The 12,088-nt window shown below is 66.9% G+C and carries 13 protein-coding genes; 3 read left to right on the top strand and 10 right to left on the bottom strand.

From position 1 onward, the window contains the following. The 8 genes from AO501_RS05895 to AO501_RS05930 all read right to left on the bottom strand — a co-directional run. Window positions 1–746: DUF6779 domain-containing protein (locus AO501_RS05895; RefSeq protein ID WP_331457923.1), on the bottom strand; the 746-nt coding region annotated here is incomplete at its 3' end. Window positions 747–833: 87 nt separating this feature from the next. Next, a complete protein-coding gene (locus AO501_RS05900) occupies window positions 834–1,313 on the bottom strand; it encodes a DUF3180 domain-containing protein (protein ID WP_055576834.1) in 480 nt (159 codons plus the stop codon). Continuing rightward, the gene (gene folK / locus AO501_RS05905; RefSeq protein WP_055576835.1) at window positions 1,313–1,810 is read right to left on the bottom strand and encodes a 2-amino-4-hydroxy-6-hydroxymethyldihydropteridine diphosphokinase; all 498 of its coding nucleotides are present in this window, start codon (window positions 1,808–1,810) and stop codon (window positions 1,313–1,315) included. Before folK ends, AO501_RS05900 begins: the two co-directional genes overlap by 1 nt. Next, on the bottom strand, window positions 1,807–2,208 hold the full coding sequence (gene folB / locus AO501_RS05910; protein ID WP_055576836.1) for a dihydroneopterin aldolase: 402 nt from the start codon (window positions 2,206–2,208) through the stop codon (window positions 1,807–1,809). The genes folK and folB overlap by 4 nt, the downstream gene beginning before the upstream one ends. After that, a complete protein-coding gene (gene folP / locus AO501_RS05915) occupies window positions 2,201–3,043 on the bottom strand; it encodes a dihydropteroate synthase (RefSeq protein WP_055576837.1) in 843 nt (280 codons plus the stop codon). The genes folB and folP overlap by 8 nt, the downstream gene beginning before the upstream one ends. Next, the gene (gene folE / locus AO501_RS05920; RefSeq protein WP_055576838.1) at window positions 3,040–3,642 is read right to left on the bottom strand and encodes a GTP cyclohydrolase I FolE; all 603 of its coding nucleotides are present in this window, start codon (window positions 3,640–3,642) and stop codon (window positions 3,040–3,042) included. The genes folP and folE overlap by 4 nt, the downstream gene beginning before the upstream one ends. Window positions 3,643–3,657: 15 nt before the next feature. After that, window positions 3,658–5,883 carry an ATP-dependent zinc metalloprotease FtsH gene (gene ftsH / locus AO501_RS05925; protein ID WP_055576839.1) on the bottom strand — a complete coding sequence of 742 codons (2,226 nt, stop codon included), beginning with the start codon at window positions 5,881–5,883 and terminating at the stop codon, window positions 3,658–3,660. Between the two features lie 222 nt (window positions 5,884–6,105). After that, window positions 6,106–6,519, bottom strand: a complete 414-nt coding sequence (locus tag AO501_RS05930) for a VOC family protein (RefSeq protein ID WP_055576845.1) — start codon at window positions 6,517–6,519, stop codon at window positions 6,106–6,108. 82 nt (window positions 6,520–6,601) lie between these two features. Between AO501_RS05930 and AO501_RS05935 the strand changes: the two genes are divergently transcribed. The 3 genes from AO501_RS05935 to AO501_RS05945 are packed head-to-tail and all read left to right on the top strand — an operon-like array spanning window position 6,602 to window position 9,764. Continuing rightward, on the top strand, window positions 6,602–7,567 hold the full coding sequence (locus AO501_RS05935) for an alpha/beta fold hydrolase (protein ID WP_055576840.1): 966 nt from the start codon (window positions 6,602–6,604) through the stop codon (window positions 7,565–7,567). After that, window positions 7,564–8,751, top strand: a complete 1,188-nt coding sequence (locus AO501_RS05940) for an LLM class flavin-dependent oxidoreductase (protein WP_156452339.1) — start codon at window positions 7,564–7,566, stop codon at window positions 8,749–8,751. Before AO501_RS05935 ends, AO501_RS05940 begins: the two co-directional genes overlap by 4 nt. Then, entirely contained in the window at window positions 8,751–9,764 is a 1,014-nt protein-coding gene (locus tag AO501_RS05945; RefSeq protein ID WP_055576842.1) for a zinc-binding dehydrogenase, read from the top strand. The genes AO501_RS05940 and AO501_RS05945 overlap by 1 nt, the downstream gene beginning before the upstream one ends. 15 nt (window positions 9,765–9,779) lie before the next feature. Here AO501_RS05945 and AO501_RS05950 read toward each other — a convergent pair whose 3' ends face one another. Both AO501_RS05950 and AO501_RS05955 read right to left on the bottom strand, forming a co-directional pair. Then, complete coding sequence (locus tag AO501_RS05950) at window positions 9,780–11,015, bottom strand: PPE family protein (RefSeq protein WP_055576843.1); 1,236 nt, start codon at window positions 11,013–11,015, stop codon at window positions 9,780–9,782. Between the two features lie 14 nt (window positions 11,016–11,029). Beyond that, on the bottom strand, window positions 11,030–11,329 hold the full coding sequence (locus tag AO501_RS05955; protein WP_055576844.1) for a PE family protein: 300 nt from the start codon (window positions 11,327–11,329) through the stop codon (window positions 11,030–11,032). Window positions 11,330–12,088: the final 759 nt, after the last annotated feature.

A 12,088-nucleotide genomic window follows, 5' to 3' on the forward strand; every position in this document is an offset into this window, starting at 1 on the left:
GATTGCGGTGGCGGCGGGGGTGGCGGCGCAGGCCGGTGTCGCGGCTGGAACGGCACGGACGACGGCGGCGGGTACTCCCGGACGTTGGCGGGCTGCCGCGGCGGCAACAACGGTTCCTCGGGAACGTCGATGATCGCGGCTTCCTCCTCGCGCGCTGGCCCCTCGTCCGGTTCTTCGTGGCGGACGGCGGTCACCCGATCGCTGGCCACCCAGTCGGCGGGCGGGCTCTCGCCGTTGGAGGTGGCGCCGGACGACCGATCGGTCAACGCGCGCGCCGCCTCCCTGTTCAGGGTCTCGAGGGCCGGACGGTGTTCGAGGTCGGTGTCGAACAAGATCTCCAGGTTGGTCCGCAACGCGGACAGTTCCGCCCGTAGTGCCGCGATCTCGTCGGCCGCCTGAGCCCGTATCTCCGCGGCCAGCTCGCGGCGCAACTGCGACTCCACCGTCAACTCGTACTCGCGGCGTGCCGAGATTTCGCGGTCCAGCTGCAGGTCGTACACCAGCTTCATGTCCCGGGCCCGCGCCTGGTCGGCCTCGGCCTGGCGTCGGTACAGCACCGACACGAAGGCGCCGGCCACGGCAGCCCACAGCGCCAGGATCACAGCGAGCTTGAGAAGTTCCACCCGATCGGTGAAAACCAGCGCGGAACTGGCCGCGATTGCCAGGACCAGCAACGTCGTCAAGAGCACCCACCCCGGCCTGCGGCCGCCGCGCCGGACCCGGGCGCCGCGGGACAGAACGGTCATGGCCCCTGACTGTACCCGGGCGAGGTCACTTGGCGTGTCGCGCCAGTCCGGCGATTCTCGGCGCGAGTTGCCAGGCGGCGCGGGTGGCTAGGTCTCCGCCCCCTCGCCGGGCTCACCGGAATCCTGCGGAGGTGACTTGCAGCAATGCTGTAGCCACATCGCCGCGACCACCAGCGCCAGCGCGCTGACTGCCGCCACGACCGCGCCGCCGGTGTCCTCGGCGGCAGCTCGCATCCAGGACCGTCGCGGCAGGAAGTACACCAGCACCCCTACCCACCACCCGAGCATCACGGCACCCACCCAGGCCGAGGCCTTGGCGACCATCAGGCTGCGCGCCACCGCGAGCGGATGAAGCCAGCCGGGTGCGTCGCCGATCTCGCCTTCGTTGATCTTGGCGCGCACGGTGCGCGCCCACAGCGCCTCCGCGACGGCCACCACCAGCAACGAAACTCCGCTCCACACGGTGATCGGCGGAAAGTACCGGTACAACACGGTGATCAGCAGATAGCCCACGAACGCAGCGCCGAGTACCACCACCGTGAGGTCGCGTTTGCGGGTCGGACCCATCAGGTGTCCAGCGCCAGTGCGGTCGGGCGCACGCCGGTAGCGTCGCCGTCCAGTTCGGCGAGCAGGTCCCGCACGGGCCGGGAGAGTTCGGCGTTCGGATCCACGTCCAGCCACGGCACCAGCACGAATGCCCGCAGATGGGCCCTCGGGTGCGGCAATGTCAGCTCGCGATCGTCGACGGTGATCGGCCCCTGCGTTCCGTAACAGGCGACCAGGTCGACGTCGAGGGTGCGCGGCCCCCAGCGCAACTCCCGCACCCGCCCGGCGGCCTGCTCGATCTCATGGGCCCGGCGTAACCAGGCATGCGCGTCACGGTCGGGGTCCTCGGCGATCAATACGGCATTGAGGAACGGTTCCTGGTCCACGCCGCCCCAGGGGTCGGTCTCATAGACGGACGACACCGCGCGGACCGTGTCGCCGAGACCGTCGACGGCCGACTGCAGATTGGCGAGGCGATCACCCAGGTTGGAGCCGATGGACAGCACGACGCGTGTCATACGACCGAGCCCGCCGGAATGACCGATCCCCGACCGCCGCGCCGCGACCGCCTGGTCACCACGGCCACGTCGTCGAAATCCTGCGGAATGGGCGCCTGGGGCTTGTGCACCGTCACCTCGACCGCGTGGACCCGCTCGTCGGTGATCACCTGTTCGGCGATCTCGGCCCCGACCGTTTCAATCAGATTCCGCGGCGTCCCGCCGACGATGTCGGCGGCCAACTGCGCCAGCGCGCCGTAATCGTAGGTGTCGGCCAGTTCATCGCTGGCCGCGGCACTGGCCAGATCGATCCATACCGTGATGTCGACGACGAAGTCCTGGCCGTCGCGCCGCTCGTGCTCGAACACGCCGTGGCGGCCCCGAATCTTGAGACCTCGCAACTCGATTCGGTCAGCCACCGGTTATCGTCCCTTCCCCACCCTGCCAGGCCTCGACAACCTTGCGGGCGTCGACCGACGCCCGCACGTCGTGCACCCGCACACCCCAGACCCCGTGCAACACCGCCAGTGCGGAAATCACCGCCGTCGCCGTCTCCCGGCCGTCGGCCGGTCGCGGTGTGCCGTCGGGTGCGGCCAGCAACGTGCCGAGGAACCGTTTGCGGGACGCGCCGAGCAACACCGGAAGCCCGGTGGCCACCAACGCCGGCAGACCGTGCAGGAGCGCCCAATTGTGTTGTCCCGTCTTGGCGAAACCCAACCCGGGGTCGATCACGAGGTTGTCCGGGTCGACACCCGCCGCCACCGCGTGGTCCACACTGGCGAGCAGGTCGGCGCGAACGTCGGCCACCACGTCCCCGTAGTCCGGCACCCGGTGTGGGTGGTCCGCCGATACTGGCCGCCAGTGCATCAGCACCCATGGCACACCGGCCTCGGCCAGCAGTGGGGCCATGGCCGGGTCGGCCCTGCCGCCGGAAACGTCGTTGACGATCTGCGCACCGTTCGCCAGCGCCGCCTGCGCCACCCGCGCGTGCATGGTGTCGATGCTGACGGTGATCCCTTGCGCTGCAAGACTTTTCACGACAGGGACGATGCGGGCGGTCTCCACCTCGGGATCTACCCGAGTCGCGCCGGGCCGGGTCGACTCTCCCCCGACGTCGATGATGTCCGCGCCTTCGGCGGCCAGTGCCAGACCGTGTTCGACGGCGCCGTCGGGATCGAGGTAGCGTCCGCCGTCGGAGAACGAGTCGTCCGTGACGTTCAGCACCCCCATCACCTGCACGGGTGCCGGACTCACTTACGCAGAATGAGATCGAGCGCTTCAGCCCGGGAGGCCGCGTCGGACTTGAACTGACCGCGCACCGCAGACGTGGTCGTGGTGGCGCCCGGCTTGCGGACCCCGCGCATCGCCATGCACAGGTGTTCGGCCTCGATCACCACGATGACCCCGCGCGGATCCAGCTTCTGCACCAGGGCGTCGGCGATCTGGCTGGTGAGCCGCTCCTGCACCTGCGGACGCTTGGCGTAGAGGTCGACCAGCCGAGCGATCTTCGACAGGCCGGTCACCCGGCCGTCCACACCAGGGATGTAACCGACATGGGCCACCCCGTGGAAAGCCACCAGATGGTGCTCGCAGGTGGAGTACATCGGTATCCCTTTGACGAGCACCAACTCGTCGTGATTCTCGTCGAACATCGCGTTGAGCACCGAGGTCGGCTCGGTATAGAGCCCGGCGAAGATCTCCCGGTAGGCACGCACCACCCGAGCCGGAGTGTCACGCAGACCGTGTCGGTCGGGGTCCTCGCCGAGCGCGATCAGCAGTTCGCGCACCGCCGCCTCGGCGCGGGCCTGGTCGAACGGCCTGGCACCGGTTTCTCTGGATTCCAGCTGCGTCATGAAACGCTCCGTTATTCAGCCGTGAGCAGGTGGGTTGGACCGAGTCACATCCTTGTCCAGCTGACCGGAAGGCTCCTCGGCGTCGGACTCATCCGGGTTGGGATAACCGGGTGCAGGCTGCGGCCGACTGGATGACGGCGGCGGCCATCCGGGTGCATGCCACCCGGCCGGAGCCCCGTAGTCGGGCTGGGTGGTGGCGTGCGAACCGTTGGCCCCGTTGCCGCCGCCGTTGCCCTTTTCCGCCTCGGCCTCTTCGGCCGCCTTGCTGGCGCGGGCGATGGCCAGTTTGAAGGCGGGCTCCGGCACCGGTTGCGGCCACGGTTCGCCGCGCTCGATCGCCAGCTCGCCGGGCGTCTTGATCGGCGGCTTGTCCGAGGGGATGCGGCCACCGAAGTCGTCGAACATGGTGAGCCGCGGCCGCTTTTCGACGTCGCCGAAGATCGCCTCCAACTCGGGCCGGTGCAACGTTTCCTTTTCCAGCAGCTCACCGGCCAGGGTGTCGAGCACGTCGCGGTATTCGGTGAGGATCTCCCAGGCTTCGGTGTGCGCGGCCTCGATGAGCTTGCGCACCTCCTCGTCGATCTCGCGGGCGACCTCGTGCGAGTAGTCCGACTGGGTGCCCATCGAGCGGCCCAGGAACGGGTCACCGTGCTCGGTGCCGTATTTGACCGCGCCCAGGCGGGCACTCATGCCGTACTCGGTGACCATCGCCCGGGCGATCTTGGTGGCCTGCTCAATGTCGGACACCGCGCCCGTGGTCGGCTCGCGGAACACCAGTTCCTCCGCCGCGCGCCCGCCCATCGCGAAGACGAGCTGTGCGATCATCTCCGAGCGGGTCCGCAGCCCTTTGTCCTCCTCGGGCACGGCGACCGCGTGGCCACCGGTGCGGCCCCGGGCCAGAATCGTCACCTTGTAGACCGGGTCGATGTCCGGCATCGCCCAGGCCGCCAGGGTGTGCCCGCCCTCGTGGTAGGCGGTGATCTTCTTCTCTTGCTCGCTGATGATGCGGCCCTTGCGGCGGGGGCCGCCGATGACCCGGTCGACCGCCTCTTCCAGCGCCGGGCCGGTGATGACCGTGCCGTTCTCCCGCGCGGTCAGCAGTGCCGCCTCGTTGATGACGTTGGCCAGGTCGGCACCGGTCATGCCGACGGTGCGCTTGGCCAGCCCGTCCAGGTCGGCATCCGGACCGATCGGCTTGCCCTTGGAGTGCACCCGCAGGACGGCGCGGCGACCCGCCAGGTCCGGGTTCGTCACCGGGATCTGGCGGTCGAAGCGGCCGGGGCGCAACAGCGCGGGGTCCAGGATGTCCGGCCGGTTGGTGGCCGCGATCAGGATGACGCCGGCGCGGTCACCGAAGCCGTCCATCTCGACCAGCAGCTGGTTCAGGGTCTGTTCGCGCTCGTCGTGACCGCCGCCCAGACCGGCGCCTCGCTGGCGGCCCACCGCGTCGATCTCGTCGACAAAGATGATGCACGGGCTGTTTTGTTTTGCCTGCTCGAAAAGGTCCCGGACGCGCGATGCGCCCACGCCGACGAACATCTCGACGAAGTCGGAGCCGGAGATGGTGAAGAACGGCACGCCCGCTTCGCCGGCCACGGCGCGGGCCAGCAGCGTTTTGCCGGTACCGGGCGGGCCGTAGAGCAGCACCCCTTTGGGGATCTTGGCGCCGAGGGCCTGGTACCGCGACGGGTTCTGCAGGAAGTCCTTGATCTCGTAGAGCTCTTCGACCGCCTCGTCGACGCCGGCGACGTCGGCGAAGGTGGTCTTGGGCATGTCCTTGGACAGTTGTTTGGCGCGCGACTTACCGAAGCCGAACCCCATCCGGGCGCCGCCCTGCATCCGGGAGAACATCACGAAGAGGCCGACCAGCAGCAGCAACGGCAGCACGTAGACAAGCAGTTCGCCGATCAGGCTGCCTTCGTTGACCACTGTGCTGACCTTGGCGTTCTTTGCGGTCAGCGCTTTGAAGAGGTCGACACCGTAGCCCGTCGGGTACTTGGTGATGACCTTGTCGGAGTTCTCGGTGTCGTTGTTGCCCTTCTTCAGGGTCAACCGCAGCTGCTGTTCGCGGTCGTCGATCTGCGCGCTCTTGACGTTGTCGCTGTTGATCTGGGTCATCGCCACCGAGGTGTCGACGGGTTTGTAACCGCGGGTGTCATCGCTGAAGTAAAAGAACGACCAGCCGAGCAGCACCAGCACAGCAACTGCCGTAACGGTGCGGATCACGTTTCTACGGTTCATCAATCATCGGCCGAGGGGGCCAGGTCCTTCCGATAAACGCAGCTGGAAATGTCCAGGTTACCGCCAGTGGCGATTGGTAGCTCCGGCAGAGCGGGTCGCCGATGTCTCTTGGTCAACGATTGCGAGTTCCCGACCCGTCGCCGAGTGTGCGGCCAGCTTCACGCTCGCAGCCGAGCGTGCGGCCAGCTTCACGTTCGCGGAGGCGTCACTTGTCGCGGAGCGTCAGTCGTAGTAGCGCGCCTCGACCACGTTGCCGTCGGGGTCCGGGAAGTAATAACCCTGCGGTGCCCAGCCGCGCGCCCCGAAGCTGTGGTTGAGCCGCGCGCCGGTGTCCACGCCCTCGGCCTGCAGGCGACGATCCAGCGCGTCGTACTCGTCCTTGGTCATGGCCAGGCACACGTGATTGACCGGATGACCCGCACTGCCCTGCACTTTCGTCATGGCCTCGGTGCCCGCGGCGCCTTCGGACGGCAGTAGGTCGATGATGGCGTCCTCACATACCCGCACGCTGGGAAAGGGGGCCTCGCCGGCGAGGAATTCCTCGAAGCGCACCGGCGCGAGCCCGACCACCCTGGTGTAGAAGTCCATGGCCGTGGCGGGATTCTTTGTCCACAGCACCACGTGGTCCAGCCGCATGAGCCCATGATGCGCGGCCGCGCCGTTGGTAACCACCGACGGCCCCCTTCTCACGCCGGTGGTGTTGTGATTTGGTGAAACGATGGGCTCATCAACCGAACGGTTAGTTGACACCAACGGCGTGCGGTTGCGAGTGGTCGAGGCAGGCGATCGCGGCGCGCCTGTCGTGGTGCTGTGCCACGGCTTTCCCGAGCTGGCGTACTCATGGCGGCACCAGATCCCGGTACTCGCCGATGCCGGCTACCACGTGCTCGCGCCCGATCAGCGAGGCTATGGCGGTTCGTCGTGTCCGGACGCGATCGAGGCCTACGACATCCACCAGCTGACGGCTGACATCGCGGGCCTGCTCGACGACGTCGGCGCCGAACGCGCGGCATGGATTGGTCACGACTGGGGTGCCATGGTGGTGTGGAACGCCGGCCTCCTGCACCCCGATCGGGTCGCCGCGGTGGCGGCATTGAGTGTGCCCCCGGTCCCCCGCGCGAAGCGGCCCGTGACCGTGGCCCTGCGGCGCACCTTCGGCGACAACTTCTTCTACATCCTGTACTTCCAGGAACCCGGAGTCGCCGACGCCGAACTCAATGGCGACCCCGCCCGGGTGATGCGCCGGATGATGGGCAGTTTGCAGTTGACGGGCGACCAGGGTGCGGCCCTGCGCATGGTCGCACCCGGACCGGAAGGTTTCATCGACCGGCTCCCGGAACCCAAAGGACTGCCCGGTTGGATCAGCCAGGACGAAATCGACTACTACGTAGCTGAATTCACTCGCACCGGCTTCACGGGCGGTCTCAACTGGTACCGCAATATGGACCGCAACTGGGAGACGACACCGGAACTCGACGGCGCGAAGATCACGGCGCCGTGCCTGTTCATCGGCGGCACCGCAGATCCGGTACTGGCATTCACTCGCAGTGACCGCGCCGCAGAGGTGGTCAGCGGTCCCTACCGCGAGCTCATGATCGACGGCGCCGGGCACTGGTTGCAACAGGAGCGACCCGACGAAGTGAACTCCGCCTTGCTGGAATTCCTCAAAGGAGTGGAATGGTGAGCGCACCAATGCGATTCGGCGTCTTCATCACGCCGTTTCACCCCACCGGACAATCTCCGACGGTGGCGCTGGAATACGACATGGAGCGGGTCGTCGCACTGGATCGCCTGGGCTACGACGAGGCGTGGTTCGGCGAACACCATTCCGGCGGCTACGAATTAATCTCCTGCCCAGAGGTTTTCATCGCCGCCGCCGCGGAACGCACCAAGCACATCCGGCTGGGCACCGGCGTGGTGTCCCTGCCGTATCACCACCCGCTGATGGTCGCCGATCGCTGGGTACTGCTGGATCATCTGACCCGGGGCCGCGTCATGTTCGGCACCGGCCCGGGCGCGCTGCCGTCCGACGCCTACATGATGGGCATCGACCCGGTCGACCAGCGCCGCATGATGCAGGAATCCCTGGAGGCGATTCTGGCATTGTTCCGCGCCGCACCCGAGGAACGCATCGACCGCCACACCGAATGGTTCACCCTGCGCGACGCCCAGCTGCACATCCGCCCCTATAGCTGGCCCTATCCCGAGATATCAACGGCCGCAATGATTTCACCGTCCGGACCGCGGCTGGCCGGCGCGCTGGGCACCTCGCTGCTGTCGCTGTCGATGTCGGTACCCGGCGGATTTGCGGCGCTGGAGAACACCTGGGACGTGGTATGCGAGCAGGCCGCCAAAGCGGGACGTGCCGAGCCGGACCGCACCGACTGGCGGGTCCTGAGCATCATGCACATCGCCGACACGCGCGATCAGGCGATCGAAGACTGCACCTACGGGTTGCTGGATTTCGCCAAATACTTCGGAGCCGCAGGCTTCGTGCCACTGTCCAACACCGTGGAAGGCGCCCAGTCTCCGCGCGAGTTCGTCGAAGATTATGCGGCCAAAGGTAATTGCTGCATCGGAACCCCCGAGGACGCGATCGCACATATCGAGGGTCTGCTGGAGCGCTCCGGCGGCTTCGGCACGCTGCTGTTGCTCGGTCATGACTGGGCGTCGCCACAGGCAACCTTTCACTCCTATGATCTGTTCGCCCGCAAGGTCATTCCCCACTTCAAGGGTCAACTCGAGGCACCTCGCGCCTCGCATGAATGGGCGAAGGACAAGCGAGAGGAGTTGATCGGGCGCGCCGGCCAGGCCGTCGTGCAGGCGATCACCCAGCACGTCGCCGAACACGACGGGGCGGGCAACTGATGCGTGCGTCGGTTTTGCGCGACGGGCGAATGGTCTACCGGGACGACGTGCCGGACCCGGTACCCGGGCCCGGGCAGGTGCTCGTCGGGGTGCGGTGTTGCGGAATCTGCGGCTCGGACCTGCATTTCGCGACACACGGCGCCGACGTTGTGTCGCTGAGCAATCAGCTCGCCCGCGGGCGGGGTGGCATGGACCTGGATCTCGGTCAAGACGTCTTCATGGGTCATGAGTTCAGCGCCGAGGTCCTCGAAGCCGGACCCGATACCGAGACTCATCCACCCGGGACCCTGGTGACTTCGATCCCGGTGGTGTTGTCCGAGAAGGGTATTGAGCCCATTGTCTTCAGCAACACCACCCTCGGCGGCTATGCCGAGCGGATGTTGCTGTCGGCCCCGCTGCTGATCCCCATTCCCAACGGCCTGGACCCGAGGCACGCCGCTCTGGCCGAGCCGATGGCGGTGGGACTGCATGCGGTGAACAAGTCCGGCATCGCGACCGACGAGACCGCCCTGGTAATCGGCTGTGGGCCGATCGGAATCGCGATCATCGCAGCGCTGCGGGTACGCGGCGTCGAAACCATTGTGGCAGCCGACTTCTCGTCGACGCGCCGCGAGCTGGCAGTGAAAATGGGTGCTCACCGGACGGTCGATCCGGCGCAGGGATCGCCGTTCGACACCGTCAGAGCGCGCGTGGTCTTCGAGGCGGTCGGGGTACCCGGCATCATCGACGACATCATGCAGCGGGCGCGTAGCGGCACCCGGGTGGTGGTGGCGGGCGTATGCATGCAGCCCGACACCGTGCACCCGTTCTTCGGCATCGCGAAAGAGATCAACCTGCAGTTCGTCAACGCCTACACGCCGGAGGAGTTCGCCGACTCGTTGCGCGCTATCGCCGAGGGCCTCATCGATGTCGCGCCGATGATCACCGGCGAGGTGGACCTGACGGGGGTAGGGGCAGCCTTCGACGATCTCGCAGATCCGGAGCGGCACTGCAAGATTCTGGTCACGCCGTAGGTCCGGACGCGCTCGTCATCCCCCGGACGGAGGCTGTACCACCATGGTCGGTTTGAATCCGTAGCGCGGAGTGGCGAAGTTCGCCACACTGCGACCCGCTCCGGCACCGGGCACCATCGGTAATCCACCGAAAGCGGCCGTGGCCGGTTCGGCCGCAGCCGCCCCGCTCATTCCGTTCAGCGCGACCGTGATCGGGTTCGCGGCCGGCGTGCTGATCCAGCTGGCGGGGACCGACATGGCGCCCACCTTGGCCGCCCCGCCGACGATTCCGCCCAGGGCGTTGCCGAGGCCGCTGCCGAAGGTGGGCGCAACGGCGGCCGCCGCCCCCTCGGCAGCCTTCGCGGCACCCTCGGCAGCCTTCGCAGCCGCCGGGAACGCGCTGTGGAAGAGGCCGTCGATGTCCTTCATGGCGGTGGTGCTGAGCCGGAACGGCGAGACCAGCCGGATGTAGGTGTCGAAGGCGCTACTGCCGTCGATGGTCTGCGAGCCGGTCAGACCCTCCATGACGTCACCGATCACGCCGTTGAGCACCAACCCGTCGCCATTGGTATTCCACGCCGAGCCGGTCAGACCCAGCGCCGCCAGCGGATTGGTGAACGCGGGCGATTCGTTGGTCACGCCCGCCATCCGCAGCAGCGCTTTGGGTATCTCGTACAGCCCCTGCTGGGTGAGTGAGCTCTGTACCGCGGTGAATGCCGCGTGCCCCTGTGCACTCACGCCGAGCAGGCCGTCGGCCACCGCCTGCGGAGTGAACGACGGCAACGCCGCCGCCTGCGCCGAAGCGCCCGAATACCCGTACATTGCGGCGGCATCCTGCGCCCACATCTCACCGTATTGCGCCTCAGTGGCCGCGATCGCCGCGGTGTTCTGGCCCAGGAAGTTCGTCGCGAGCAACGCCGCCAGCAACGCCCGGTTGGCGGCAACCTCCGCTGGCGGCACAGTCGCGGCGAAGGCCGCTTCGTACGCACTCGCCGCGGCGGCGGCCTGGGATGCGGTCTGCTGGGCCTGGCCGGCGGCGGAACTGAGCCAGGCGATCTGTGGCGAAACGGCACCCGCCATGGCGGCCGACGACGGGCCTTGCCAGGGTCCGTCGGTCAGTCCGGTCAGCACCGTCAACCATGCCGACGCGGTGCTCTGCAATTCGCCGGCCAGCGCATCCCAGGCCGCTGCGGCAGCCAGCAACGGTCCCGAACCCGCGCCGGAGTACATCAACGTCGAGTTGACCTCCGGCGGCAGCTGCGCGAAATCCATGGTGGTTCTCCCCGTCAGCCGACGTTCGCGGCGTTGGCAGCCTCGGTGGCTGCATAAGAAGCGGCATTCAGCCCCAGCATGGCGGCCATCTGGTCGTGGATCGCCGCAGCCTGGGCGCTGATGTCCTGGTAGAGCTTCGCGTGGGTGGCGAACTGCGAGGCGGTCAGCAACGACACCAGGTCGGAGGCCGCGGGGATGACACCGGTGGTCGGTGTTGCAGCGGCGGCGTTTCCGGCGGCCATCGCCGCGTTGATCGAGCGCAGTTCCCCCGAAGCCCCGGCTAGCGCGTCGGGCTCTGCGTAGACGAGCGACATGAAAGTTCCTCCCTGATTGCAATGTGCATCCACAGCGTTGCGCGCCCGATGACTTCGTCGTCATTGGACGCGTTAGCAGATCTGGACTCACGTTAAGCATCCGAATGGGACGACTACAGCCTTCGCAGGACCTGTTCATTACCGGGTCAACAATTATTCATTTGCTAACCGATAAACCCAGGACGCAACCTATAAAGGTATGAATCATATGTGTTTCAAATATGATTTGAATATTTTATGAAGTATTGAAATTCCGCTGCCGGGTTTGGAGCACTGCGGTACCGCGGCCTAGAATCCGGCCGTCCACGCTGGTGGCAAGAGGGCTCCGCTTGACTTGCCAAAATCCTTGTGCGCCAACGTCAGCCCGGCGTTCAAGCGCGAGTCGCCGGCCGACCGGTGTGATTGCGGTCCGAGCCGGCTGCGGGCATCCGCACCGCCGGATCGCCGCTTCCGGTAGCAGCGCGGAGGCGCCGGATAACGCACCGTTCGATGACAAAGAACGAGTGCGGGCTGGCGTTCTTTGCGTTGCAAAAATCCACAGCACGGGCGAATTGCAGATTTGGTGCGGATGACGTGGGTCACACCTGAGAAAGGTGCGCGTCAAGTGGTAAAAACGTATTTGCTGGGCACTTGAGCGACCGCGAGCGACCACCCCGGAGCGCGCGACAGTGAACCAAAGGTTAACAGGCTCTTCGCAATTGAGGGTGTAGGGCGGTCAGCTGTTTTCGACTGGTGATCGGGGGGTCTGGTTGGCTGGGG

Source organism: Mycobacterium gordonae, assembly GCF_001417955.2.
Classification (GTDB): Bacteria; Actinomycetota; Actinomycetes; order Mycobacteriales; family Mycobacteriaceae; genus Mycobacterium; species Mycobacterium gordonae_B.

Bases quoted from the DNA above. Each gene is read 5' to 3' on its own strand.
- AO501_RS05900 (WP_055576834.1), bottom strand. From the start codon at position 1,313: ATGGGTCCGACCCGCAAACGCGACCTCACGGTGGTGGTACTCGGCGCT.
- folK (WP_055576835.1), bottom strand. From the start codon at position 1,810: ATGACACGCGTCGTGCTGTCCATCGGCTCCAACCTGGGTGATCGCCTC.
- folE (WP_055576838.1), bottom strand. From the start codon at position 3,642: ATGACGCAGCTGGAATCCAGAGAAACCGGTGCCAGGCCGTTCGACCAG.
- ftsH (WP_055576839.1), bottom strand. From the start codon at position 5,883: ATGAACCGTAGAAACGTGATCCGCACCGTTACGGCAGTTGCTGTGCTG.
- AO501_RS05930 (WP_055576845.1), bottom strand. From the start codon at position 6,519: ATGCGGCTGGACCACGTGGTGCTGTGGACAAAGAATCCCGCCACGGCC.
- AO501_RS05935 (WP_055576840.1), top strand. From the start codon at position 6,602: ATGGGCTCATCAACCGAACGGTTAGTTGACACCAACGGCGTGCGGTTG.
- AO501_RS05945 (WP_055576842.1), top strand. From the start codon at position 8,751: ATGCGTGCGTCGGTTTTGCGCGACGGGCGAATGGTCTACCGGGACGAC.
- AO501_RS05950 (WP_055576843.1), bottom strand. From the start codon at position 11,015: ATGGATTTCGCGCAGCTGCCGCCGGAGGTCAACTCGACGTTGATGTAC.
- AO501_RS05955 (WP_055576844.1), bottom strand. From the start codon at position 11,329: ATGTCGCTCGTCTACGCAGAGCCCGACGCGCTAGCCGGGGCTTCGGGG.